The 23,067-nt window shown below is 67.8% G+C and carries 24 protein-coding genes; 9 read left to right on the top strand and 15 right to left on the bottom strand.

The window, feature by feature from the left end; translation table 11 throughout:
* Positions 1-85 precede the first annotated feature (85 nt).
* From accB to aat, 3 genes are read left to right on the top strand one after another with little or no spacing between them, the layout of a single operon-like run.
* On the top strand, positions 86-583 hold the full coding sequence (accB, locus tag BMX29_RS12685; RefSeq protein WP_092813353.1) for an acetyl-CoA carboxylase biotin carboxyl carrier protein: 498 nt from the start codon (positions 86-88) through the stop codon (positions 581-583).
* Between the two features lie 8 nt (positions 584-591).
* Entirely contained in the window at positions 592-1,947 is a 1,356-nt protein-coding gene (accC, locus tag BMX29_RS12680; protein WP_092813351.1) for an acetyl-CoA carboxylase biotin carboxylase subunit, read from the top strand.
* Positions 1,944-2,579 carry a leucyl/phenylalanyl-tRNA--protein transferase gene (gene aat / locus BMX29_RS12675; RefSeq protein ID WP_092813349.1) on the top strand — a complete coding sequence of 212 codons (636 nt, stop codon included), beginning with the start codon at positions 1,944-1,946 and terminating at the stop codon, positions 2,577-2,579. The genes accC and aat overlap by 4 nt, the downstream gene beginning before the upstream one ends.
* Here the strand turns inward: aat and BMX29_RS12670 are convergent.
* The 5 genes from BMX29_RS12670 to BMX29_RS12650 all read right to left on the bottom strand — a co-directional run bounded on the left by BMX29_RS12670 (position 2,543) and on the right by BMX29_RS12650 (position 6,135).
* Positions 2,543-2,917, bottom strand: coding sequence for a DUF2155 domain-containing protein (locus tag BMX29_RS12670; protein ID WP_338110929.1), 375 nt, complete (start codon positions 2,915-2,917; stop codon positions 2,543-2,545). The two genes, aat and BMX29_RS12670, sit on opposite strands and share 37 nt — an antisense overlap.
* Before the next feature lie 2 nt (positions 2,918-2,919).
* Positions 2,920-3,303 (bottom strand): NADH:ubiquinone oxidoreductase subunit NDUFA12, encoded by a 384-nt coding sequence (locus BMX29_RS12665; protein ID WP_043845849.1) that lies wholly within the window; start codon positions 3,301-3,303, stop codon positions 2,920-2,922.
* A gap of 114 nt (positions 3,304-3,417) precedes the next feature.
* Positions 3,418-3,870: a PRC-barrel domain-containing protein gene (locus tag BMX29_RS12660; protein ID WP_092813348.1), complete on the bottom strand. Its 453-nt coding sequence runs from the start codon at positions 3,868-3,870 to the stop codon at positions 3,418-3,420.
* Positions 3,871-4,066: 196 nt separating this feature from the next.
* Positions 4,067-5,332: an ATP-dependent Clp protease ATP-binding subunit ClpX gene (gene clpX / locus BMX29_RS12655; protein ID WP_043845845.1), complete on the bottom strand. Its 1,266-nt coding sequence runs from the start codon at positions 5,330-5,332 to the stop codon at positions 4,067-4,069.
* Between the two features lie 170 nt (positions 5,333-5,502).
* On the bottom strand, positions 5,503-6,135 hold the full coding sequence (locus BMX29_RS12650; RefSeq protein WP_043845843.1) for an ATP-dependent Clp protease proteolytic subunit: 633 nt from the start codon (positions 6,133-6,135) through the stop codon (positions 5,503-5,505).
* Positions 6,136-6,324: 189 nt separating this feature from the next.
* Here BMX29_RS12650 and BMX29_RS12645 point away from each other — a divergent pair, with 189 nt between their 5' ends.
* On the top strand, positions 6,325-7,533 hold the full coding sequence (locus BMX29_RS12645) for an FAD-binding domain-containing protein (RefSeq protein ID WP_092813346.1): 1,209 nt from the start codon (positions 6,325-6,327) through the stop codon (positions 7,531-7,533).
* Between the two features lie 9 nt (positions 7,534-7,542).
* Here the strand turns inward: BMX29_RS12645 and BMX29_RS12640 are convergent, their stop codons facing one another.
* Positions 7,543-8,460, bottom strand: coding sequence for a cation diffusion facilitator family transporter (locus tag BMX29_RS12640; protein WP_092813344.1), 918 nt, complete (start codon positions 8,458-8,460; stop codon positions 7,543-7,545).
* 137 nt (positions 8,461-8,597) lie between these two features.
* Complete coding sequence (locus tag BMX29_RS12635) at positions 8,598-9,185, bottom strand: riboflavin synthase (protein WP_092813473.1); 588 nt, start codon at positions 9,183-9,185, stop codon at positions 8,598-8,600.
* A 124-nt stretch (positions 9,186-9,309) separates the two neighbouring features.
* On the opposite strand from BMX29_RS12635, the gene BMX29_RS12630 reads away from it, so the two are divergent.
* From BMX29_RS12630 to BMX29_RS12620, 3 genes are all read left to right on the top strand, one after another.
* A complete protein-coding gene (locus BMX29_RS12630) occupies positions 9,310-10,602 on the top strand; it encodes a capsule biosynthesis protein (protein ID WP_092813341.1) in 1,293 nt (430 codons plus the stop codon).
* Between the two features lie 391 nt (positions 10,603-10,993).
* Positions 10,994-12,148: a polysaccharide biosynthesis/export family protein gene (locus tag BMX29_RS12625; RefSeq protein WP_043845836.1), complete on the top strand. Its 1,155-nt coding sequence runs from the start codon at positions 10,994-10,996 to the stop codon at positions 12,146-12,148.
* A gap of 41 nt (positions 12,149-12,189) precedes the next feature.
* Complete coding sequence (locus BMX29_RS12620) at positions 12,190-14,172, top strand: capsular polysaccharide biosynthesis protein (RefSeq protein WP_092813338.1); 1,983 nt, start codon at positions 12,190-12,192, stop codon at positions 14,170-14,172.
* A gap of 7 nt (positions 14,173-14,179) precedes the next feature.
* On the opposite strand, the gene ribD is transcribed toward BMX29_RS12620, so the two are convergent.
* The 4 genes from ribD to BMX29_RS12600 all read right to left on the bottom strand — a co-directional run bounded on the left by ribD (position 14,180) and on the right by BMX29_RS12600 (position 16,689).
* Entirely contained in the window at positions 14,180-15,277 is a 1,098-nt protein-coding gene (gene ribD / locus BMX29_RS12615; protein WP_342342391.1) for a bifunctional diaminohydroxyphosphoribosylaminopyrimidine deaminase/5-amino-6-(5-phosphoribosylamino)uracil reductase RibD, read from the bottom strand.
* Positions 15,274-15,747: a transcriptional regulator NrdR gene (gene nrdR / locus BMX29_RS12610; RefSeq protein ID WP_043845834.1), complete on the bottom strand. Its 474-nt coding sequence runs from the start codon at positions 15,745-15,747 to the stop codon at positions 15,274-15,276. Before nrdR ends, ribD begins: the two co-directional genes overlap by 4 nt.
* A gap of 150 nt (positions 15,748-15,897) precedes the next feature.
* Positions 15,898-16,332, bottom strand: coding sequence for a secondary thiamine-phosphate synthase enzyme YjbQ (locus tag BMX29_RS12605; protein ID WP_092813335.1), 435 nt, complete (start codon positions 16,330-16,332; stop codon positions 15,898-15,900).
* A gap of 105 nt (positions 16,333-16,437) precedes the next feature.
* Positions 16,438-16,689: a hypothetical protein gene (locus BMX29_RS12600; protein WP_043845830.1), complete on the bottom strand. Its 252-nt coding sequence runs from the start codon at positions 16,687-16,689 to the stop codon at positions 16,438-16,440.
* 206 nt (positions 16,690-16,895) lie between these two features.
* Between BMX29_RS12600 and BMX29_RS12595 the strand changes: the two genes are divergently transcribed.
* Positions 16,896-17,567, top strand: coding sequence for an SDR family oxidoreductase (locus tag BMX29_RS12595; RefSeq protein ID WP_043845828.1), 672 nt, complete (start codon positions 16,896-16,898; stop codon positions 17,565-17,567).
* Between the two features lie 43 nt (positions 17,568-17,610).
* On the opposite strand, the gene BMX29_RS12590 is transcribed toward BMX29_RS12595, so the two are convergent.
* Positions 17,611-17,997, bottom strand: a complete 387-nt coding sequence (locus tag BMX29_RS12590) for a hypothetical protein (RefSeq protein ID WP_092813333.1) — start codon at positions 17,995-17,997, stop codon at positions 17,611-17,613.
* A gap of 65 nt (positions 17,998-18,062) precedes the next feature.
* Here BMX29_RS12590 and BMX29_RS12585 point away from each other — a divergent pair, with 65 nt between their 5' ends.
* Positions 18,063-18,620, top strand: a complete 558-nt coding sequence (locus BMX29_RS12585; protein WP_081749815.1) for a VTT domain-containing protein — start codon at positions 18,063-18,065, stop codon at positions 18,618-18,620.
* 10 nt (positions 18,621-18,630) lie between these two features.
* On the opposite strand, the gene BMX29_RS12580 is transcribed toward BMX29_RS12585, so the two are convergent.
* The 3 genes from BMX29_RS12580 to dnaG all read right to left on the bottom strand — a co-directional run bounded on the left by BMX29_RS12580 (position 18,631) and on the right by dnaG (position 23,010).
* The gene (locus BMX29_RS12580; protein WP_092813330.1) at positions 18,631-18,903 is read right to left on the bottom strand and encodes an HlyU family transcriptional regulator; all 273 of its coding nucleotides are present in this window, start codon (positions 18,901-18,903) and stop codon (positions 18,631-18,633) included.
* 12 nt (positions 18,904-18,915) lie between these two features.
* On the bottom strand, positions 18,916-20,913 hold the full coding sequence (gene rpoD / locus BMX29_RS12575) for an RNA polymerase sigma factor RpoD (protein ID WP_092813327.1): 1,998 nt from the start codon (positions 20,911-20,913) through the stop codon (positions 18,916-18,918).
* A 120-nt stretch (positions 20,914-21,033) separates the two neighbouring features.
* Positions 21,034-23,010 (bottom strand): DNA primase, encoded by a 1,977-nt coding sequence (dnaG, locus tag BMX29_RS12570; RefSeq protein WP_092813325.1) that lies wholly within the window; start codon positions 23,008-23,010, stop codon positions 21,034-21,036.
* Positions 23,011-23,067 lie beyond the last annotated feature (57 nt).

The raw sequence follows: 23,067 nt of genomic DNA, 5'->3' as shown, positions 1-23,067 counted from the left end.
CTTTCCTCCGGTCCGGCCATCACCTATAAGCCGCGGAAACTGCCACCCCTTCGGGTGGCGAGCGGCGGACAAGGTCGAGGATCACATGGCAGGAAACAAACACGACGCGGACGTGGCCTTCATCCAGGCGCTGGCGGAGTTGTTGCGCGAAAACGATCTGACGGAGCTTCAGGTCAAGCGCGACTACGACGAGCACGACAGCCTGAACGTGCGTGTGAGCCGCGGCGCCCCGGCGGCGGCACCGATGCAGATGCAGGCCCCGGCACAACAACCGGCCGCACCGGCGCCCGCCCAGGCTGCCACCCCGCAGGCCGCGGCTCCGGCCGAACCCGCCGATCCCGCCCAGCACCCCGGTGCGGTGACCTCGCCGATGGTGGGCACGGTCTACATGCAGCCCGAACCCGGCGCACCGGCCTTCATCAAGGTCGGAACCGAGGTGGGAGAGGGCGATACCCTCATCATCGTCGAGGCGATGAAGACCATGAACCACATCCCCGCGCCGCGCGCGGGCACCGTGACGCGGATCCTCGTGGAGGACGGCGCCCCGGTCGAGTACGGCGCCCCCCTCGTGATCCTCGAGTGAGGCCCACGATGTTCGACAAGATCCTGATCGCCAATCGGGGCGAGATCGCCCTGCGCGTCATCCGCGCCTGCCGCGAGATGGGCATCGCCTCGGTCGCCGTGCATTCGACGGCCGACGCCGACGCCATGCATGTCCGCATGGCCGACGAGACCATCTGCATCGGCCCCGCCTCCTCGACCCAATCCTACCTGTCGATCCCGGCCATCATCTCGGCCTGCGAAGTGACCGGCGCCCAGGCGATCCACCCGGGCTATGGCTTCCTGTCCGAGAACGCGCGCTTCGTTCAGGTCGTCGAGGATCACGGCATCACCTTCATCGGCCCCTCGGCCGAGCACATCCGTATCATGGGCGACAAGATCACCGCCAAGGAGACCATGAAGAACCTCGGCGTGCCGTGCGTTCCGGGCTCCGAGGGCGGAGTCGAGGATGTCGAGCAGGCCAAGGCACTGGCCGCCGACATGGGCTATCCGGTCATCATCAAGGCCACCGCCGGCGGCGGCGGGCGCGGCATGAAGGTGGCGCAGGGCGAGGCCGATCTCGAGCGCGCGTTCCAGACCGCGCGGTCCGAGGCGCAGGCTGCCTTCGGCAACGACGCGGTCTACATCGAGAAGTACCTCACCACCCCGCGCCATATCGAGGTGCAGGTGTTCGGCGACGGCAAGGGCAACGCGGTCCACCTGGGCGAGCGGGACTGTTCGCTCCAGCGCCGTCACCAGAAGGTACTGGAAGAGGCCCCCGGCCCCGCAATCAGCGCCGAGGAACGCGCCCGCATCGGCAAGACCTGCGCCGACGCGGTGGCCGAAATCGGCTATTCCGGCGCCGGCACCATCGAGTTCCTCTACGAGGACGGGGAGTTCTACTTCATCGAGATGAACACCCGGCTTCAGGTCGAACACCCGGTGACCGAGGCGATCTTCGGCGTCGACCTCGTGCGCGAGCAGATCCGCATCGCCGCGGGGCAGCCGCTGTCCTTCGCTCAGGAGGATCTGAAGATCAACGGCCACGCCATCGAGGCCCGCATCAACGCCGAGAAAGTGCCGAGCTTCGCGCCCTCCCCGGGCCGGATCACGCAGTACCACGCGCCCGGTGGCCTTGGCGTGCGGATCGATAGCGCGCTCTATGACGGCTACAAGATCCCGCCCTACTACGACAGCCTCATCGGCAAGCTGATCGTGCATGGCCGCGACCGGGACGAGGCGCTGGCGCGCATGAACCGCGCATTGGGTGAGCTGATCGTCGACGGCGTCGACACCACCGTGCCGCTCTTCCGCGCGCTTCTCGAGGAAGAGGCCGTGCAGCGCGGCGACTACAACATCCACTGGCTCGAACAGTGGCTGGCCGAGATCGCGCCGGGCGACGCGTGAGCATCACGCCGCAGCTCGTTCTGCAGGCCTACCGGGTCGGGGTGTTCCCCATGGCTGAGCACCGCGACGACCCGGATATCTTCTGGGTGGACCCGCGCCTGCGCGGGATCATCCCCCTCGACGGTTTCCACATCTCGCGCAGCCTCGCGCGGACGCTGCGACAGGACCGGGTCTCGGTGAGCGTGAACCGGGCCTTCGCCGACGTGATGGAGGGCTGCGCCGAGCGCGAGGAAACGTGGATCAACGACCAGATCGTCGATCTCTACCGCGATCTGCACGCGTCGGGTCACGCGCATTCACTCGAAATCTGGGACGGATCGGAGCTGGTCGGCGGGGTTTACGGCGTGGCTGTTGGCGGCGCCTTCTGCGGCGAGAGCATGTTCAGCCGCCGCCGAGATGCCTCCAAGATCGCGCTCGCATGGCTGGTGGATCACCTGCGCCGGACCGGCTTCGTGCTGTTCGACACGCAGTTCCTGACAGAACACCTGGCGTCCCTCGGCGGTATCGAGATCCCCCGACGGGACTACCACGCCCGGCTGGCGGAGGCGCTGACACACGACGCGGATTTCAATGCCCTGCCCCTGCCCGCCTCGGGTCAGGAGGTCGTGCAGCGCAATACCCAGACGTCGTAGCGTGGGTGATCCATCGGGTTGAGCGCGGGGGCCGTGGCGATCATCCAGCCGCGGTAGACCGGGTCGGCGATGCCGGTTTCGCGCACGGTCAGGAAGGCGAAGGCATCGCCCGCTGGATCGCCCGAGGGATAGCGGCAGTTCCGCACATCGACCTCGATCCGGCCGAAACGACGGCTGTCGCCCGCAGCCAGAGTGACGTCCTGAACCTGCCCGGTCAGTTTATCGAGCACGCGCATTTCGGCGCCCGAGCCCTCGGCTGTCTCGACCTGCTGGGCGGAAACCGCGCTTGCCGAAAGGGCCAGGATGCACGCCGCCAGCGCGGACCTCATCACGGTCATGGTTATTCCGGGCTCCACGCCTCGTAGTCGCTGCGCTCCACGGGGCGCTCCTTGCGGATGGACCCTGCGGGCGCATAGGCGAGCGCCGTCCCGGTGAGGTTCTCGATGTGGGGCTTTTCCCAAGCGCGGTGCCGCAGCGGACGCTCGGTCGGCGGCTCCTTCCAGGTGTGGTGCAGCCAGCCGTGCCAGTCGGGATCGACGCGCGAGGCCTCGGCCTCGCCGTTGAAGATGACCCAGCGGCGCTTGCCGTCCTTGGTCTCGTAGAACGTGTTGCCCTGCGCGTCCTCACCGACCTTGCGGCCGTTGCGCTTGGTGTAGATCAGCGTGTTCAGCGTGCTGCCGTTCCACCAAGTCACGGCTTGCAGCAGGCTCTTGAGAAACGACATGGACGGCTCCCGGTCTGGTGCCCCGTATATGACCGATGGTGCGCCCGAGGTCCAGTGGCGGCGGCGCCGCACACACCGGGCCGCACGCAAGGCGCGGCCCGGTTGCGCCCGGGATCAGTCCCAGAAATCGTCCCCGACGCCCTGAAGCGACTCGAGGTCCTCTTCGTTGAGGCGCGTGACCCACGCGTACTCCTCTGCAGCCACGAGGTTCGCGTCCTCAACCGAGATCAGGACGTCCTTGTCGCCGATGTCGAGAAAGCCGCCGATCTCCGCGACGAAGCCACGCAGGTTGCCCGACTGGTCGAGAACGACGTCCGAGATGGTGCCGACCTGGTTCCAGTCTCCGCCGACGGCGTCATAGGTGAAGTCCGGGTCCCAGCCTTCGTCCTGCGCCTCGTTGAAGGTGTAGATCGGTGCGCCGGTGATGTCCGTAGTACGGATCAACTCACCCTGCATGTCGGACATGGCGGCGCTGCTGGCGCCCGAGGTGTCGGACGTGTGCTGCTCGGCCACGGCCATCGATCCGACGAGACCCAGAGCGGCGGTGGTGATGAGAAGCCTGTTCATGACGTGTCTCCCGTGATTGGTGATACACCACATAAACACTTGTTTTATAAAGACGTTCCTGAGCGAAGATTACAGTTTTGAAAGGTCGGATCAGGCCGGCCGATGCCCTTGCGGGCAACGCAGGGCAGATCGGACAAAAGAAAAGGGCGCGCCAATGGCACGCCCTGTTCGTCGTAAAAATCTTTCGCTCTGACGATCAGCCGGCCGACGCCGGCTGCTTTTTCTCGTCGGCGTAGATCATCAGCGGCTTCGCCTCGGAGGTCACCGCCTCTTCGTTCACCACGACCTCGACCACCTCGGTCATGCCGGGCAGGTCGAACATAGTGTCGAGCAGGATGTCCTCGAGGATCGAACGCAGACCGCGCGCGCCGGTCTTGCGGGCGATGGCCTTGTTCGCGATCGCTTTCAGAGCGTCGTCGGTAAAGGTAAGAGCGGTGTCCTCCAGCTCGAACAGGCGCTGGTACTGCTTGACCAGGGCGTTCTTCGGCTGGGTGAGGATCGTCACCAGCGCGTCCTCGTCGAGGTCCTCGAGCGTGGCGAGAACCGGCAGACGTCCGACGAATTCCGGGATCAGGCCGAACTTCAGCAGATCCTCGGGCTCAAGCTCATGCAGCACCTCGCCGACGTTGCGGTCCTCGGTGTTCCGCACGTCCGCTCCGAAGCCCATCGCCGAGCCCTTGCCACGCTGCGCGATGATCTTGTCGAGACCCGCGAAGGCGCCGCCGCAGATGAACAGGATATTCGTGGTGTCCACCTGCAGGAATTCCTGCTGCGGATGCTTGCGGCCGCCCTGCGGCGGAACGCTGGCCACGGTGCCTTCCATCAGCTTCAGAAGCGCCTGCTGCACACCCTCGCCCGACACGTCGCGCGTGATCGAGGGATTCTCGGACTTGCGGGTGATCTTGTCGACCTCGTCGATGTAGACGATGCCGCGCTGCGCCCGCTCGACGTTGTATTCTGACGCCTGCAGTAGCTTGAGAATGATGTTCTCGACATCCTCACCCACGTAGCCCGCCTCGGTCAGCGTCGTCGCGTCGGCCATCGTGAAGGGCACGTCGAGGATGCGCGCCAGCGTCTGCGCCAGCAGCGTCTTGCCGCAGCCCGTGGGGCCGATCAGCAGAATGTTCGACTTCGACAGCTCGATGTCCGAAGACTTCGACGCGTGGTTGAGACGCTTGTAGTGGTTGTGGACGGCCACCGAGAGCACGCGCTTCGCGATCTTCTGGCCGATCACGTAGTCGTCGAGAACCTTGCAGATCTCCTGCGGGGTCGGAACGCCGTCGTGGGACTTGAGCCCCGAGCCCTTGGTCTCTTCCCGGATGATGTCCATGCACAGCTCGACGCATTCGTCGCAGATGAACACCGTCGGGCCGGCGATCAGCTTGCGCACCTCGTGCTGGCTCTTGCCGCAGAAGGAGCAGTAGAGCGTGTTCTTGCTGTCGCCGCCAGAGTTCGTCGCCATATCAAACCTTTCCCGGCCTGGGTCGTGTCGCGCCCCGTTCGATCGTCCGCGGATCGGCGGGGCGTCTCCCGCCTGATCCAGTAGACTAGGGCAGTGGATTGCCTGTCACAATCCGAAATCTTGCCGCACGGGGCGCTGACGCCCCACGCATTCGGCCCGCTGCCGGAGGATCAGGACGTGGCGTCCTGCACCTCTTTCCGGCTTTCGACGATATCGTCGATCAGGCCCCATTCCTTCGCATCCTCGGGCGACATGAAGTGGTCGCGCTCGAGCGCGGCTTCGACCTTCTTTAGGGTCTGGCCCGTATGCTTCACGTAAATCTCGTTCAGGCGCTTCTTGAGCTTCAGCGTCTCTTCGGCGTGGATCATGATGTCCGTCGCCTGACCCTGGTAGCCGCCCGAGGGCTGGTGGACCATGACGCGGCTGTTGGGCAGCGAGAAGCGCATGCCCGGTGCGCCCGCGGTCAGCAGGAGCGAACCCATCGACGCCGCCTGCCCGATCACCAGAGTCGAGACCTTCGGCTTGATGTACTGCATCGTGTCGTAGATCGACAGCCCGCTGGTCACCACGCCGCCCGGCGAGTTGATGTACATCGAGATGTCCTTCGACGGGTTCTCGGCCTCGAGGTGCAGCAGCTGCGCCACGATCAGCGAGGACATCCCGTCATGGACCGGCCCGTTGAGGAAGATGATCCGCTCCTTCAGCAGGCGCGAGAAGATGTCGTAGGCACGCTCGCCCCGGCTGGTCTGCTCGACCACCATGGGGACCAGCGTGTTCATGTATGTCTCGAAGGGATCGGTCATGTGTCGGCCTGCCTGCGCGTCTGGAATTGATTAGCCCTGAGGCGTTGCCAGAGTCTTAGTGACGCCCCCGGGGACCCGCAAGGGGCCGCTCCGCGATTCGGGGCCCAGGGACGCCCCAACATTTCGTCGTGGTTGATGCCGCGCGCCCTCCCCCTAGCTCTGCGCAAGCGCCGTCCCGGAGGAGACATCATGCAGGCACTCGACCGCTTTCCGCCCGACCGGGAGACCGGCCTGTCCCGGCTCGGGGCGTTCGCTCCGAACGCCGCGCGCGATTACGAGACCCGGCGCAACTTCGACCTCGGCACCGGGGGCCACGACAACGTCTCGCAGCTGTCACCGTACCTGCGTCACCGTCTCGTGACCGAACCCGAGGTGCTGGGCGCGGTGCTCGACCTCCATTCGCGCAAGGCCGCGGGCAAGTTCATCGACGAGCTGTTCTGGCGCACCTACAACAAGGGCTGGCTCGAGATGCGGCCGTCGGTCTGGGGCGCCTACTGGGGAGAGCTGGTGCAGTCATGGGACCGGGTGCAGTCCGAATCCGGCCTGCGCGAGCGCTGGGAGGCGGCCTGCAAGGGCGAGACCGGGATTGAGTGCTTCGACCACTGGGCGCACGAGCTGGTCGAGACCGGCTACCTGCACAACCATGCCCGGATGTGGTTCGCCTCGATCTGGCTCTTCACCCTGAAGCTGCCGCTGGCGCTCGGGGCGGACTTCTTCCTGCGCCACCTCTGCGACGGGGACCCGGCGTCGAACACGCTGGGCTGGCGCTGGGTCGGCGGCCTGCACACGCCGGGCAAGACCTACCTCGCACGGGCCTCAAACATCCGCAAGTTCACGGACGGACGGTTCCATCCGAAATACCAGCTGGCGCAGGAGGCCGACCTCGTGAGCGGCGCCCCGAACCCCGAGCGCATGGCCGCGCCCGAGGGCGACCGTCTGGACCCGTCGAAACGCTCGGTCCTGCTGCTGCACGAGGACGACTGTGCGCCCGAAGGGCTGTTCGAGGCGGGGCTGGAGCCGCGCGCGACCGCCTCGCTCGACACCGTGCGGCGCCTGTCGATCCTGACCCCGGCGGAGCATGTGGGTGCATTCAAGACCCGGGCACTGGACGACACGCTCGCGCGCCTCGGCGATCGCGCCGGAGAGACGACACGCGGACTGACGAGCGCCGAGGCCGTATCGGAATGGGCCGCTGCCGCGGGTGCCGAGCAGATCGTGACATCCTATCCGCCCGTCGGTCCCGCGGCGGACCTGCTGAAGGGCGTGAAGGACCTGCCCGTGGTCCGGCCCTTGCGCGACTACGACCGGCGCGCGTGGCCAAACGCCACGGCGGGTTTCTTCAAGTTCAAGGACGCAATCCCGAAGCTGATCGGCGGCCTTCGCGGCGTCGAGGCCTAAGCGCCCTGTTCAGGCCGCGCCGAACACCTTCACGTGGTCGCAGGCGTGGCGCGCGCACTCGATCTCGAGCGTCGCGTGCCCGATGCCGAAACGTTCCGACAGGCGCACCTTGGCCTCGGCCTTGATCGCGTCGGCGCGCGGCCAGTGGCCTTCCTCGATCACGAGGTGCGCCTCCAGCGACGCGCGGTGTTCGCTCATCTGCCACAGGTGGGCGTGATGCACGTCGCGCAGGCCGGGCACGCCGCGCAATGTCTCGATCACCTCGTCCGGGGCCATGTCGGGGGGCGTGCCGAGCATCAGGATGCGGATCACGCCGGGCATCTCGTTGAAGCTCATCCACAGGATGTAGGCCGCGATCATCAGCGTCACCACCGGGTCCACCCAGGTCCATCCGAAGAGCAGCACCAGCGAGCCCGCCAGGATCACGCCCACGGACCCCGCCGCATCGGCGAGGTTGTGGAGGAATGCCGCGCGGATGTTCACGCTGTCCTTGGCCATCGCCCAGGTCAGCAGCGCGGTGGCAAGGTCCACCACCAGCGCGATGCCCGCGACGATCACCACGATCCAGCCCGCCACGGGCTCGGGCGCGAAGAACCGGCCGATCGCCTCGGCCCCGATCCACAGACCGATGACCACGAGCGTGGTGTAGTTGATGAGCGCGGCCACCACCTCGGCGCGGGCGTAGCCGAAGGTCATGGACGGATCCGCCGGGCGCCGGGCAATCCGCCGTGCCACCACCGCGATGACCAGGGAGGCCGCGTCCGACAGGTTGTGGATCGCGTCGGCGATCAGCGCGAGAGAGCCCGACACCAGCCCGCCGATGATCTGCGCGACGGTGAGCAGGACGTTCACGCCGATGGCCGCCGCGACCCGCAGGTCGCCGGCGTCGGGATCGACGTGGTGATGGTGGTGGTGATCGTGCGGCATGGCGGCGCTCTTTCGGAAACTTGCAGGTTCCATGGTGGCACCGAAAGGGCCAGCGTCCAGCCCCGGGTTGCGTTGCAGCCCGGACTCGGGCCGCGACTGCCTAGCCGGTAGTCACCCCGGCGCGGGACGCTCTCGGCTCAGCCTGCCTCGCCCAGTCGCGCCACGTAGCGGGCGAGCACGTCGATCTCGAGGTTCACCCGGTCGCCTTCCTGCACGGTGCCCCAGGTGGTGACCTTCTTGGTGTGCGGAATGAAGTTGATGCCGAACTCGCGGCCCTCGACCTCGTTCACGGTCAGCGACGTGCCGTTTAGCGCGACGGACCCCTTGGGCGCGATGAACTTCGCCAGCGCCTCGGGCGCGGCCAGGCGGACGCGGGTGCTGTCGCCCTCGTCGCGGATCGACACCACCTCGGCGACCCCGTCCACGTGGCCCGAGACGATGTGGCCGCCCAGTTCGTCACCCACCCGGAGCGAGCGTTCGAGGTTCAGCCGGTAGCCAACGTTCCACGCGCCGAGATTGGTCTTGGACACGGTTTCGCCGCTTACCTCGACGTCGAACCAGTCGGCGCCGGTGGCGACCGCGGTCAGGCACACGCCGTCGCAGGCGATCGAGGCGCCGGTCGCGATGGTCGACGTGTCGTAGCCTGTGGCGATGCGGGCGCGAAGGTCTCCGCGCTGCTCGAGTTCGCGGATTTCTCCGACGTCGGTGACAAGTCCGGTAAACATCGTCGTCCCCTCTGGCACGGGCGCGGCCATCCCGTCCGGACGGCGCTTGACGCGCGGGCCTTAATTTCGCCGAACTGCCACAATATGAACGGCGCTCGGACGCCTCGGGGAATAGTCGCAGCACATGTCCAACGCAACCGGAGAGAGACGGGTTTTTCTGTTCCTGCAGGGCCCACACGGGCCCTTCTTCCACCGGCTCGGCGTGATGCTGCGCGCTGCGGGGGCGTCGGTCTGGCGGGTAGGCTTCAACGCCGGAGACGCGGCCTTCTGGCCCGACCGGGCGAGCTACCTGCCCTACCGGGGCACCGCCGCGGACTGGCCCGCGCACCTCGCGACTCTGATGACCGAGCGCGGCGTCACCGACCTCGTCCTCTACGGCGACGTGCGCCCGATCCATGCGGAGGCGGTGAAGATCGCACGGGCCGCGGGCCTGACCGTTCACGTCTTCGAGGAGGGCTACATGCGGCCCTACTGGACGACCTACGAGCGTGGCGGGTCGAACGGGCACTCCCGGTTGATGCGGACGTCGGTGGACGACATGCGCGCGGCGCTGGCCAACTCTGACCTCGAGGCGCCGCTGCCGCCCGCGCACTGGGGCGACATGCGCCAGCACATCTTCTACGGCGCGCTCTACCACTTCTTCGTGCTGACCCGGAACCGGGCCTATGCCGGTTTCCGCCCGCACCGGTCGCTTGGCGTCCGGCGGGAATTCCAGCTTTATCTCAAGCGCCTGCTGACTCTGCCGTGGACCGCGCTCGACCGCTTCGTCGCGCAAAGCCGCATCCGGCGCGGCGGTTTTCCCTACCACCTCGCGCTTTTGCAGCTCGAACACGACTCCAGCTTCCAGGCCCACTCGCCGTTCCGGTCCATGCCGGACTTCCTGCGCGTGGTCATCGAGGGCTTCGCCAAGGGCGCGCCCCGGCACCATCACCTCGTCTTCAAGGCGCATCCGCTGGAGGATGGCCGCGTGGACCTGCGCCGGTCGATCCGCGCGCTGGCGGCCGAGCACGACGTCGCCGAGCGGGTCCACTTCGTCCGCGGCGGCAAGCTCGCGCAGCTTCTGGACGACGCGCGCACCGCGGTGACGGTCAACTCCACCGCCGCGCAGCAGGTGTTGTGGCGGGGCATACCCCTCAAGGTTTTCGGCAACGCGGTCTATGCCAAGCCCGAGTTCGTCTCGACCCAACCGCTGACCGAGTTCTTCGCCCAGCCCGCGCGGCCCGACAGCACAGCCTACCGCGACTACCGCCGCTACCTGCTTGAGACGAGCCAGCTGGCGGGCGGGTTCTACTCGGCACGAGGCCGGCGTCAGCTCCTGCGGCAGGTGGTGGACATGATGCTCGCGGGCGACGATCCCTACGATGCGCTGCGCCACGGCACCGCCACGCCGCGCCAGCATCTGCGCGCGGTGACCTGAGCGGGCTTCGGCGGCGCGGAACAGAGCGACAGGCGGAAGCTGCGCGCAGAGCGGCACCGTCGTGAGGTTGGCGGTCCGGACGGACGAAGCCTGACGGGCGGGTCCCCGCCGGCCGTCCGATATGCCCTCTCCTCACCCAGGCAGGCCGAACCTAAGTCGCGCCCGGATGCCGGTTTTCGGGGGCATATTCCGCGCGCCGCCCCTCTGTGAGACCCCTTCCCGGCGCTGCGGGTCCCGCTCCACCCCCGCCGCGTCACCGCGTCCCGATGGCAACACTTCCCCGGGCCCCCGGCGGCTCGAATCGCCCAAGCGCTTCCGTCGGTGGCTTTTTTTGCTAGGGTGACCAAAAAGACACCGAGGCAGAACAGAACAAGGTCGAGGAGACCGAGCAGTGAATCCTACCCCCTCCCGTTGGGCGCGGGGCGTCGCCGTTGTCGTGGCGGCGTCGATCCTCGCCTCGTGCGGCCTGCCCCGCGTCGGTCCCAACAAGCGCGAGATCTACGCAGGGTCCGTCCAGCGCGAAGGCGACGCCTTCGTCATCGCCGTCAGCGACCGCGTGACCCGCGCGACCGCGGTGGTGCCCGCGCTCGGCTTTTCGCAGCAATTCGTCAACGCCGGCGTCGTCGGCTCGGACACGATCAACCCCGGCGACAGCCTCGGCCTCACCATCTGGGAAAACGTCGATGACGGCCTCCTCGCGGGCGAGACGTCGAACGCGACCATCCTCGAAGAGGTGCAGGTCGACGGCGCGGGCTTCATCTTCGTGCCCTATGCCGGCCGGATCCGCGCTGCCGGCAACTCGACCGAGGCCGTGCGCCGCATCATCACCGACCGCCTGGCCGACCAGACGCCGGACCCGCAGGTGCAGGTGCGCCGGCTCGCCGGCGACGGCCAGACCGTATCGATCCTGGGTGCCGTGGGCGGCCAGGGCGTCTACCCGATCGAACGTCCCACGCGCACGCTGTCGTCGATGCTCGCCAATGCCGGCGGCGTCGCGATCGAGCCCGAGATCGCGCAGGTCAAGGTCCAGCGCGGCGGCATGACCGGGACCGTCTGGTTCCAGGACCTCTACGAGTATCCGCAGTTCGACATCGCGTTGCGCGGCGGCGACAAGATCCTGGTGGAAGAGGACAGCCGGTCCTTCACCGCGCTCGGCGCCACCGGCACCCAGGCCCGCGTGCCGTTCGAGAGCCAGACCATTTCGGCGGTCGAGGCCATCGCGCAGGTCGGCGGCCTCGTGCCCACCGGTTCGGACCCCACGGGCGTCTTCATCTTCCGCAACGAGCCGCAGGAGATCGCCAACGCCGTGCTTGGCCGCAGCGACCTGATCGGCGCGCAGCGCATGGTCTACGTGCTCGACCTCACCAAGCCGAACGGCATGTTCATGGCCCGCGACTTCGTGGTGCGCGACCAGGACACGCTCTACGTCACCGAGGCGCCGTTCACGCAGTGGTCGAAGGTGATCGCATCGATCACCGGCACGCTCGGCACGGTGTCGACGCTGGCCACCACGGCGGACACGCTCGGGGCCGCCTCGGGCGGCTGACCGTGACTCCCCTCGGGACAGGGGACGACGCCGGGGCAGAGATGCCCCGGCGTCTTCGCGTCTACACCGCGGGTCTTGCCCGCTCCGCCCGGATCCGCCGCATCCTCGAACTGCACGGCGAGCGCGTGGCGCTCGGCTGGCCGCGCCCCGGCGACGCTGTCGGTGTCTGGGGCGCGTCGCCCTACGCCTGGCGGGGGGAACGGGTGGCTGCGCGCACCGGAGCGCCGCTGGTGCGGATCGAGGACGCCTGGCTGCGCTCGCTCTTTCCGGGCCGCGCCGGAGAGCCACCGCTCGGCCTGCTGATCGACCGCAGCGGCGTGCATTTCGACGCAGGCGCCCCCTCGGACCTCGAGACGCTCTTGGCCACGCATCCGCTGGACGACGCCGCGCTCCTCACCCGCTCGCGCCACGCGATCGCGCGCATCCGCCGTGCTCACCTGACCAAGTACGCCGCCGTCGATCCCGACGCCCCTGCCCCGGAACCGGGCTACGTGCTGGTGATCGACCAGGTGCGCGAGGATGCCTCGGTGCGCGCCTCGGACGGCGACCGGGCGCGGTTCCGCGAGATGCTCTACTACGCCCAGGACGAGAACCCCGGCGCGCGCATCGTGCTCAAGACCCACCCCGAGACCGCGCGTGGCCTGCGGGCCGGACACTACCGCTCCGAAGATACGGGCGGACGGATCGCGTTCTGCGACGCGCCGCTGTCCCCTTGGGCGCTGCTCGACGGCGCGATCGCCGTATACACGCTGTCCTCGCAGATGGGGTTCGAGGCGATCCTCGCGGGGCACCGCCCCCGCGTCTTCGGCCGCCCGTTCTATGCCGGCTGGGGCCTGACCGACGACGAACACCGGCTGTCGCGCCGGGGTCGCCCCCTGACGCGCGCCCAGCTCTTCGCCGGGGCGGCGATGCTCTATCCGGCGTGGTACGACCCCTTCCGCGACCGCGCAGGCGAGATCGAGGACGCGATCGTGGCGCTCGAAGCCGCCGCACGCGGCTGGCGCGAGGACCGCGTCGGCTGGGTTGGCCGGGGAATGCGACTGTGGAAGCGCACACCGCTCCAGCGGTTCTACGGCCGACACCGTCGCGTGGTGTTCTCTGACGATGCCGACCGCGCCGCACGCGACGGCCGCCGCGAAATGGTCTGGGCCGGAAAGGCGCTGCCGGACGACGCGGCCGTGCGGGTCGAGGACGGCTTCATCCGCTCCCGCGGCCTGGGGGCCGAACTGGTGCCGCCGGCGTCCCTGGTGACCGACGATCTCGGCATCTACTACGATCCCGCGCGGCCATCTCGTCTGGAAACCCTGATCGCCGCGCGGGCGCAACTGGCCGACGATCAGGCCGCGCGCGCCGAGGCGCTGATTGCCCGGCTCGCCAATAGCTCGGTCACGAAATACAACCTGACCGGCGCGCCGCCGGCCTTGCCTGATGGGCACCGTATCCTCGTGCCCGGACAGGTCGAGGACGACGCCTCGGTCCGGCTGGGAAGCCCTGTCGTCACCACGAACGCCGACCTGCTGGCACGCGTCCGCGCCGAGAACCCCGATGCCGTCATCGTCTGGAAGCCGCACCCCGACGTCGCCGCGGGCCTGCGCCCCGGTGAGGTCGAGGCACCGGAGAGATGGGCGGACGTGGTCGCACCGCAGGGCGACATCGCCGCGCTCCTTCGCGCGGTCGACGCGGTCTGGACGATGACCTCGCTCACCGGGTTCGAGGCGCTTGTGCGCGGCGTGCCGGTCACCACGCTGGGCGCGCCGTTCTACGCCGGCTGGGGCCTGACGCGGGACCTTGGCCCGGTGCCGGTGCGCCGCCACGGCGGCCCCCGCCCGACGCTCGCCGGCCTCGTCCACGCCGCGCTCATCGACTATCCGCGCTATGTCGATCCGCTTACAGGCGTGCCCTGTGCCGTGGAGGTGGTGCTGGACCGTCTCGAGACCGGCACGGTCGCCCGTCCGGGACGGCTGAACCGCGGGCTGTCGAAGCTGCAGGGGATCCTGGCAAGCCGGGCGCACCTCTGGCGCTAGGGCGCGCTCAGGTCTTCCGCCAGCGGTGCATCACGTCGCGCCCGGCGGCCCGGGTTTCGACCAAAGCAAACCGCGGCGCCTCGTCGAGGCGGTCGACGCCGAGCGGCCCTAGGCTCGGCTGTCCTTCGGCCCCCAGCGCGAGACCCGCGGTGAAGCCGATCACCTCGTCCACCAGCCCCGCCGACAGGAGCGAGGCGGCCAACATGCCGCCACCCTCGCAAAACACGCGCGTCAGGCCCGCCGCGCCCAAAGCCGCCATCACCGCGCGAGGATCGAGCTGCCGTCCTGCGAGCGGGCATTCGAGCAGCCGCGCGCCGCGACCTGTCCAACCGGCCCGCGCGGGACCGGGTGCGTCCGGGCCGTGGCAGAGCCAGACCGGCACGTCGCCCGCCGTCCGCGCGAGTTGACCGTCCGAAGGCAGATCCAGAAGCCGCGCCGCGACCACGCGCACCGGCTGCGGGACATCGCCCCAGCCGCGCACGGTAAGGCTCGGGTCGTCGGCCCGGGCGGTGCCGCCGCCCACCAGCACGGCGTCGTAGCGCGCGCGCATCCCGTGCACCGCCGCCCGCGCCTCGGGGCCGGTGATCCAGCGGCTCTCGCCCGTGGCGGTGGCGATGCGCCCGTCATAGCTGGTGGCAAGCTTGAGCGTCAGCCAGGGGCGGCCCTCGGTGGTCCGCTGGAAAAAGCCGGCGTGATCTTCTTCCGCCTGCGCGGACAAGACGCCCGTCTCGACCGCCACGCCCGCCGCGCGCAGCATGGCGAAGCCCGCGCCGGACACCCGGTCGTCGCGATCCTCGACTGCCGCCACCACGCGGGCCACGCCGGCCGCGATCAGCGCCTCGGCGCAAGGCGGCGTCTGTCCGTGATGGGCACACGGCTCCAGCGTGACGTAGGCGGTGGCCCCGTGCGCGGCGGAGCCGGCCTGCGCCAGCGCCTCGGTCTCGGCATGGGGACGGCCGCCAAGCTGGGTCCAACCGCGCCCGACCACCCGGCCGCCCTTGACGATCACGCAGCCGACGGCCGGGTTCGGCCACGTCCGGCCCATGCCGCGGCGGCCCAGCGCCAGCGCGTGGGCCATGTGGCGGGCGTCGTCGGCGGCGGTCACTTGTCGGCGGGGGTCGCGTTCGGGGGCCGCAGCTCGCTGACGAACTTGTCGAAGTCGTCCGCGGCCTGGAAGTTCTTGTAGACGCTGGCAAACCGGACATAGGCGACAGTGTCGATGCGCGCGAGCGCCTCCATCACGATCTCGCCGATCTGCTTCGAGGGAATGTCGGTCTCGCCCATGCTCTCGAGACGCCGCACCAGCCCCGAGATCATCTGGTCGATGCGCTCGGGCTCGACCGGGCGCTTCTGCATGGCGATGCGGATCGAGCGTTCCAGCTTGTCGCGGTCGAAGTCCTCGCGCCGGCCGTTCGACTTGATGACGACGAGGTCGCGCAACTGCACGCGTTCGTAGGTGGTGAAGCGGCCCGAACAGGCCGGGCAGAACCGCCGCCGCCGGATCGAGACGTGGTCCTCGGCTGGACGGCTGTCCTTCACCTGCGTGTCGATGTTGCCGCAAAACGGGCAGCGCATGGCCGTCCCCCTTCCCTGTCGTCCCGAACTTCCTGCCGCGAATGGGGGCGCGCCCCGATTATCCACAGCCACTATATGGGGTTGGCCATACTTTGGGTAGAGGGGATTTGCCGGCCCTAGATGCGGGGGCGGCGCGCCTCTCAGTGAGGATCACGCGCCGATCAGATGCGCCGAAATGCGCCTTTCATGGGGCCTGTCGCGGTGCTCGACCACGTAGATGCCCTGCCACGTCCCTAGCCGCATGCCCCCGTTGCCGACGGGGATCTGCAGCGACACCGGCAGGTGCGCGGCCTTGATGTGGGCCGGCATGTCGTCGGGGCCTTCCGCGACATGGGTCAGCCAGCGCATCGATGGATCGTCCGCACGTGGGACCAGGCGCTCGAGCCAGTGCGACAGATCCCGCTGCACGTCCGGATCGGCGTTTTCCTGGATCAGAAGGCTGGCCGACGTGTGGCGTATGAAGAGCGTCACAAGGCCCTCCGTCACTCCGGTTCCGTCGAGCCACGCGGCCACGTCGCTGGTGATCTCGGTCAGGCCGGGGCCCTTGGTTCGGATGCGAAACTCGGTCTGGTGCTGGCTCGTCATGCGGCAAGCGTGGCGCGCGGCACGCTCCGCCGCAAGGGGGCGAACATGACAGCGGCCCCGCGCCGGATCAGCACGGGGCCGCTGTCATGGGAGAAATTATGGGAATCACACGTCGCCGACGACGCAACGCACGCTCGGCAGATCGCTGGACGCGTCGAATAGGATGGGGGTTCCGTTGTCGTGCACGGCAGGCATGGACGCCACCTGCGCCAGCGTCTCTCGGCATTCCTGCAGTTCGTCCGCGCTGACGGTGATCTCGATGACCTCTTGGGTCTGGCCCGTCATGACCTGAGCGGCGGCCACCGAGGCGGCGACTGCTGCGATGCTTCCGAGGGCGACAAAACCAATGCGTCGCATGACTGAAACTCCCGTTTGGCTACGGGGCATTAACGTCACGAATCAGAAAAAGGTTTCGCCCTCCCGAAAACAGGGGCGAAGCACGGGCCGTGGCCATGCGGGAAACGTGCAACCCGGACGCGTCCGGGAACGTTGGGACGGCAATGACACGGGGGACCTCCCCGATCAAGAGAAACCAACCCGAAATCGCATTTCCAGGAGTAACCATGGCACGAACGCTCTTCATCACAGGCGCATCCAGCGGCATCGGCGCGGCAACCGCCCGCAAGGCTGTCGCCGAAGGCTGGAACGTCGGACTTTTCGCCCGCTCCGAGGACAAGCTTTCCGCGCTGGTGGACGAGCTGGGCGAGGCCGCAATGGCGCTGCCCGGGGATGCAACCGACCTCGCCCAGCAACAGAAGGCCGTGGCGAGCCTCGCCGAAGCCTATGGCGGCGTCGATGCGGCGTTCGCCAATGCCGGCGCGGGATCGTCCGGCGGCGGAACGGAGGGCGCGGACCCGGCCGAGTGGGAGAAGATGGTCCAGCTCAACGTGATGGGCCTTCTGTGGACCGCGAAGGCCACCATGTCGCACCTGCGCGAGAGCAAGGGTCACCTGTTGCTGACCGGCTCGGCGGCGGGGCGCACTCACATTTCGGGGTCTGTCTACTCGGCGACCAAGTGGTTCGTGCATGGCTATGGCGGCAACCTCGCCGAGGAAATGCGCGAATTCGGCGGCCGGTGCACGATCATCGCTCCGGGGATGGTCGACACACCCTTTTTCGACGAGGCCAAGCCGGACAAGCTCAAGCCCGAAGACATTGCCGATGCCGTGCTTTACGCGCTGACCGCGGATCCTCGCGCCTGCGTGCGCGAGGTCTTCGTGATGCCGAACGGCTGAGGACGACGCTGGCGGGTGGGGCGCAACCGCCCCGCCCGGCCGATCAGACGTCGTCGCGTGGACGCGACCGCAGGTGGGGAACGAATAGAAGCGCGAGCACGGCCTCCACCACGATCGTGCCGATTGACGTCCAGCCAATCACCCCACGCATCAGAGCCACCACGCCAAAGACCGCAAGACCGCCCCAGACGACGATCATGCCGAGCACGACCGCCTGCCGCGCCACCGAGGGCGGCACGCCGCGCAGGAGAAAAACCATGACCGCCAAGCCAAGCAGCATGATCGAGGTGCGACGCGCGACGAAGCGGGCCTCGGGCGTGGCCGTTATGTCGAAGGCAAGGAACGAAAGTCCCGGCAACAGCATGTAAACGGCGAAGAGCGCGGCAAGCACCGCGGCGTGGATCTGGCAGGTCGTGCGAAAATCAGGCATGGCCGGGAAGCTAGCGAGAGCACCGGCGACGTCAATCGGGACGACGCGCCGAGGAGGACACGGATATCGAGCAACTGGTCTCGGAATACGGGCTGATCTTCGTCTGGCTCGGTTGCGCGCTTGAGGGCGACACGGTCGCGATCACCGCGGGCGTGCTGGCGGGCAAAGGCCTCTTTCCTCTCTGGGGGGCGATACTGGCGGCCGCCGCGGGCGGCTGGACGACGGACCTCGCCACCTATTACGGCGCACGGTATTTCCGATCACACCCGCGGGTTCTGAGGGCTTTGTCCCATCCGTGGGCCCAGCGCATGACCCGGCGCTTCGCAGGACGACCTCGGGTCCTTTGCGCGGTATTCCGGTTCATCCCCGGTGCGCGCTTCATCGCCCCGGTGCTGATCGCCACTGCCACCGGTATCCGAAGCCGGACCTATCTGCCGATCACGTTCTGCTCTGCGATGATCTGGGGCATCCTGCTCGTCACAATCGGTCGCAAGATCGCGCTTCTGGTCACGTATGTCTGGGGGCATGTCTGGTCCGCACACGGACCCCTCGTGGTCGCGGGTGCGGCCCTCGTGTTCTACATACTGAAGGTGACGTGGCGCTACTTCCGCAGCGCGGAGTGACGCCGGCGGCTCAGTCGAAGAGGCGCACGCCCATCTGGTCGATCAGCTGCTGCGCCTTGGCGACCGAGGCGGCCTCGGCCTCGTCCCGGTCTCGCAGCAGGTCGGCGCGCACGAGCTGATGCTCCTGTCCGTCCGGGCCTTCGATCTTCGCGGCCAGACGAAAGCCGCCTTCTTCTGAAAGCGGCGCCGGCGTGATCCGGAAGCCCTTGTATTCGACAGGATCGGCGGCGGGAGCAGCCTTTTGACCGCCCCCACCGCCGAAGAGTTTCGAAAACAGCGACATCCCTGCCCCCGCTTACTGGTCCAGGAAAGATCGCAGCTTGCGCGAACGGCTCGGGTGCTTGAGCTTGCGCAACGCCTTCGCCTCGATCTGGCGAATCCGTTCGCGCGTCACGCTGAACTGCTGGCCCACTTCCTCGAGGGTGTGGTCGGTATTCATCCCGATACCGAAGCGCATCCGCAGGACGCGTTCCTCGCGCGGGGTGAGCGACGACAGCACGCGGGTCGTCGTTTCCTTGAGGTTGTCCTGGATCGCCGCGTCGAGCGGCAGGACCGCGTTCTTGTCCTCGATGAAATCGCCGAGCTGGCTGTCTTCCTCGTCGCCGATGGGCGTCTCGAGAGAGATCGGCTCCTTGGCGATCTTCATCACCTTGCGGACCTTCTCGAGCGGCATCTGCAGCTTCTCGGCCAGCTCCTCGGGTGTCGGCTCGCGGCCGATCTCGTGGAGCATCTGGCGCCCGGTGCGGACCAGCTTGTTGATCGTCTCGATCATGTGGACCGGAATACGGATCGTGCGCGCCTGGTCCGCGATCGAGCGGGTGATCGCCTGACGGATCCACCACGTCGCGTAGGTGGAGAACTTGTAGCCGCGGCGATACTCGAATTTGTCCACCGCCTTCATCAGGCCGATATTGCCCTCCTGGATGAGGTCCAAGAACTGCAAACCACGGTTCGTGTACTTCTTTGCGATCGAGATCACGAGGCGCAGGTTGGCCTCGACCATCTCCTTCTTGGCCTGTCGGGCCTCCTTCTCGCCCTTCTGCACCTGCTGGACGATGCGGCGGAACTCGCCGATGTCGAGACCCACGTACTGGCCGATCTGGGCCATGTCACCGCGCAGGTCGGCGACCTTGTCGGACGACTTCTCGATGAACATCTGCCAGCCGCGGCCGGACTTCTGGCCCATCCGCTCCATCCAGTTCGGATCGAGCTCGTAGCCACGATAGGCCTCGATGAACTCGCGGCGGTTGATACGCGCCTGGTCGGCCAGCTTCACCATGGCGCTGTCGATGGCCATGATGCGTTTGTTGATGCCGTAGAGCTGGTCGATCAGCGCCTCGATGCGGTTGTTGTGAAGGTGAAGCTCGTTCACCAGCTTCACGATCTCGCCGCGCAGCTTCTGATACCGGCCCTCGTCCGCCTCGGAGAACGAGCCGTCCTCGTTCAGCGTGGCCGAGATGCGGTTGTCCTGCATCGCGGCCAGCTCTTCGTAGTCCAACGCGATGCGGTCGAGCGTCTCGAGCACGCGCGGCTTGAGAGCAGCCTCCATCGCGGCCAGCGACATGTTGGCCTGCTCTTCCTCGTCGTCGCTCTCTTCCTCGCGGCGGATCGGATTGCCGTCGGCGTCGTACTCCGGCTCGGACGGTTTTTCCTTGCGCAGCTCGGCATTGCCGGCAGTTTCGGACGACACCACAGGCGTGTCGAGCTCGCCCTCTTCGCCGACCTGGTTGCCGAACGTGGTCTCGAGGTCGATCACGTCGCGCAGAAGAATGTCCTCCGCGAGAAGTTCGTCGCGCCAGATGGTGATCGCCTGGAAGGTCAGCGGGCTCTCGCAGAGGCCCTGGATCATCGTGTTCCGGCCGGCCTCGATGCGCTTTGCGATGGCGATCTCGCCCTCGCGGGACAGAAGCTCCACCGAGCCCATCTCGCGCAGATACATCCGAACCGGGTCATCGGTGCGGTCGAGTTTCTCGTTGCTGCCGGAGCTGAGAGCGACGTCCTTGTTGGACGAGGTCTGCACGAGGTCGGTCGAGCCCTTGTCGCCCTCCTCCTCGGACTCCTCGTCGTCCTCGGTCACCTGGATGCCCATTTCGGAGAGCATCGACATGACATCCTCGATCTGGTCGGACGACACCTGATCGGGGGGCAGCACCTGATTGAGCTGGTCATAGGTGATGTAGCCGCGCTCTTTCGCCTCGGCGATCATCTTCTTGACCGCCGCCTGGCTCATGTCGAGCGAGACTTCCTCTTCCTGCACCTCGGGCTTGGCGTCTTCGTTGTCCTTGGCTGCCATAAAGCTCTCCTCTCGAGGGGCCGGTCGTGCTTCACCGATTCGATTAACGCGAATCAATAGCGTGATGAAGCGATTCGCACACCCGTCCGGCGCGATTCTTTAGCTGGTTGCGAAAGACGCCTACCTGCGCGTCTTGTCGAACCGGATTGTATCCATGAGCGCGGCGAAGGCATTCCGCTCGCCGCGGTCGATCCGGGCGCCGTTGTCGCCCACATCGTATTCGATGTCGTCCTCCTGCACCGCGCGTTGCGCGCGGGCCATCTCTTCCGAAGCCTGCCGCAACCTGTAGGTCACTACCTCGTCGGGATGGGCATCGAGATCCTCGACGGCCTCGGACTCGGCCTCGCGGCGTCCGAGCGCCGCAGTCAGCTTGGCCAGCTCCTCGGTTACCGTCACCCGCGCCAGTTCGGCGTCGCCCGGCCGGCGCAGGCAGGGAACGACGGCTAGATGGCGCGCGGAGAGCAGGGATTCAAGAGCCTCTGCGCCCACGGCAGCCTCGGCACGGGCGCGCACGGCCTCGGAGGTGAGCGGATCTGCGGTCAGGATGGCGTCGCGCAGGCGGGCATGGACCGGGTCGGCGCAGGGCATGGCCTCGAGCGCGGCCTCGAAGGCGTCGGCGACCTCGGGCGTGGTAACGAGCGCGGCCAGGATCACCGCCTCGCGCAGGTGCAGCTCCGCATCCTCGCGGGTGACCAGAAGCGACGCCTTGGTCTCGGCCGAGGGCTGGGCCGGTGCCTGCGCGCCACGGGGGCGCCAGGGGCGGTTGCCGAAGCCACCGCCCTGCCCCGCCGCCTCGCGGCCCTTCCGGCGCTGCGCGCGGGTCATCTCCCAGGTGAGGTTGCGGACCGCATCCTCGTAGTGGCGCTTGAGACCCGGATCGGGGATGAGGCTCACCGCCTCGGCCAGCGCCTTGTCGAGGCCCGCGCGGCGTTCGGGGCTGTCGAAGACCTTGCCCTCGGTTTCGCGCTGCCAGAGCAGGTCGACCATCGGCATCGCCGCCTCGATCACGCGGCCCACCGCCTCGGGTCCCTCGGCGCGCAGAAGGTCGTCGGGGTCCTTGCCTTCGGGCATGAGCGCGAAGCGCAGGGATTTGCCTGCGGTCAGGAGCGGCAGCGCGAGGTCGATCACCCGGTAGGCCGCGCGGACGCCGGCGCGGTCGCCGTCCAGCGCCACGACGGGTTCGTCCGCCACCTGCCACAGCGTCTGAAGCTGCCGTTCCGTGACAGCCGTTCCAAGCGGTGCCACCGCCGCGTCGAACCCGCCTTCGGACAATGCGATCACGTCCATGTAGCCTTCGGCCACGATCAGCGGCCGTCCCTTGGCCGCGGCCGCACGTGCCGGACCGAGATTGTAGAGGTTCCGCCCCTTGTCGAAGATCTCGGTTTCCGGAGAGTTAAGATATTTCGCCTTGTCTGTGGGATCCATCGCGCGGCCGCCGAAGGCGATGGCGCGGCCCCGCCCGTCGCGGATCGGGAACATGATGCGGTTGCGGAAGACGTCATAGGGCTTGCTGCCCCGCTGCGACGCCTTGGCGAGACCCGCGCCCATGATGAGGTCCGGCGCGATGCCCTTTCCGGTCAGGTGATCCCACAGGTTCTGCCAGCCGTCGGGGGCGAAGCCGATCTCGAATGTCTCGCGCGCCTGCGGACCGAGCCCGCGCTTGTCGAGATAGGCCCGTGCCTCGGCCGCGACGCCGCGGCTGAGTTGCAGGCGGAAGAAGGCGACGGCGGCCTCCATCACCTCGATCAGCTGGGTGTGGCGGTCCGCCTTCTCCTTGGCGCGGGGATCGCGGGCGGGCATCTGCATCCCGGCCTCCCCGGCAAGGATCTCGACCGCCTCCATGAAACCCACGTTCTCGGTCTCGCGCACGAAACCGATCGCGTCGCCCTTCGCCTGACAGCCGAAGCAGTAATAGAAGCCCTTGCGGTCATCCACATGGAAGGACGCGCTTTTTTCCTGGTGGAAGGGGCACGGCGCCCAGTAGTCGCCCTTGGCACGGTTGGACTTGCGCTGATCCCACATGACCTTGCGCCCGACGACCTCGGAGAGGGTCAGCCGGGTGCGCAGCTCGTCGAGAAAACCGAGGGGCAGGCTCATGCCGCCTATATGACCACGGCCGCCGCGCGAGTCGATAGGCTCCGCCGTTGCGGGAAC

This window comes from Roseivivax marinus (assembly GCF_900109705.1).
GTDB lineage: Bacteria > Pseudomonadota > Alphaproteobacteria > Rhodobacterales > Rhodobacteraceae > Roseivivax > Roseivivax marinus.
The sequence above is the reverse complement of the archived record's forward strand: the minus strand, read 5'-3'. Positions and strand labels throughout refer to the sequence as shown.

What these genes read in the sequence shown, in the direction of transcription:
- BMX29_RS12620 (WP_092813338.1), top strand. Translation starts at nt 12,190, where the DNA reads ATGCCCCGGCGTCTTCGCGTCTACACCGCGGGTCTTGCCCGCTCCGCC.
- BMX29_RS12660 (WP_092813348.1), bottom strand. Translation starts at nt 3,870, where the DNA reads ATGAACAGGCTTCTCATCACCACCGCCGCTCTGGGTCTCGTCGGATCG.
- BMX29_RS12645 (WP_092813346.1), top strand. Translation starts at nt 6,325, where the DNA reads ATGCAGGCACTCGACCGCTTTCCGCCCGACCGGGAGACCGGCCTGTCC.
- accB (WP_092813353.1), top strand. Translation starts at nt 86, where the DNA reads ATGGCAGGAAACAAACACGACGCGGACGTGGCCTTCATCCAGGCGCTG.
- rpoD (WP_092813327.1), bottom strand. Translation starts at nt 20,913, where the DNA reads ATGGCAGCCAAGGACAACGAAGACGCCAAGCCCGAGGTGCAGGAAGAG.
- BMX29_RS12600 (WP_043845830.1), bottom strand. Translation starts at nt 16,689, where the DNA reads ATGCGACGCATTGGTTTTGTCGCCCTCGGAAGCATCGCAGCAGTCGCC.
- BMX29_RS12640 (WP_092813344.1), bottom strand. Translation starts at nt 8,460, where the DNA reads ATGCCGCACGATCACCACCACCATCACCACGTCGATCCCGACGCCGGC.
- BMX29_RS12670 (WP_338110929.1), bottom strand. Translation starts at nt 2,917, where the DNA reads ATGACCGTGATGAGGTCCGCGCTGGCGGCGTGCATCCTGGCCCTTTCG.
- accC (WP_092813351.1), top strand. Translation starts at nt 592, where the DNA reads ATGTTCGACAAGATCCTGATCGCCAATCGGGGCGAGATCGCCCTGCGC.
- BMX29_RS12580 (WP_092813330.1), bottom strand. Translation starts at nt 18,903, where the DNA reads ATGTCGCTGTTTTCGAAACTCTTCGGCGGTGGGGGCGGTCAAAAGGCT.
- BMX29_RS12590 (WP_092813333.1), bottom strand. Translation starts at nt 17,997, where the DNA reads ATGCCTGATTTTCGCACGACCTGCCAGATCCACGCCGCGGTGCTTGCC.
- dnaG (WP_092813325.1), bottom strand. Translation starts at nt 23,010, where the DNA reads ATGAGCCTGCCCCTCGGTTTTCTCGACGAGCTGCGCACCCGGCTGACC.
- BMX29_RS12595 (WP_043845828.1), top strand. Translation starts at nt 16,896, where the DNA reads ATGGCACGAACGCTCTTCATCACAGGCGCATCCAGCGGCATCGGCGCG.
- nrdR (WP_043845834.1), bottom strand. Translation starts at nt 15,747, where the DNA reads ATGCGCTGCCCGTTTTGCGGCAACATCGACACGCAGGTGAAGGACAGC.
- BMX29_RS12605 (WP_092813335.1), bottom strand. Translation starts at nt 16,332, where the DNA reads ATGACGAGCCAGCACCAGACCGAGTTTCGCATCCGAACCAAGGGCCCC.
- clpX (WP_043845845.1), bottom strand. Translation starts at nt 5,332, where the DNA reads ATGGCGACGAACTCTGGCGGCGACAGCAAGAACACGCTCTACTGCTCC.
- BMX29_RS12635 (WP_092813473.1), bottom strand. Translation starts at nt 9,185, where the DNA reads ATGTTTACCGGACTTGTCACCGACGTCGGAGAAATCCGCGAACTCGAG.
- BMX29_RS12665 (WP_043845849.1), bottom strand. Translation starts at nt 3,303, where the DNA reads ATGTCGTTTCTCAAGAGCCTGCTGCAAGCCGTGACTTGGTGGAACGGC.
- BMX29_RS12630 (WP_092813341.1), top strand. Translation starts at nt 9,310, where the DNA reads ATGTCCAACGCAACCGGAGAGAGACGGGTTTTTCTGTTCCTGCAGGGC.
- BMX29_RS12650 (WP_043845843.1), bottom strand. Translation starts at nt 6,135, where the DNA reads ATGACCGATCCCTTCGAGACATACATGAACACGCTGGTCCCCATGGTG.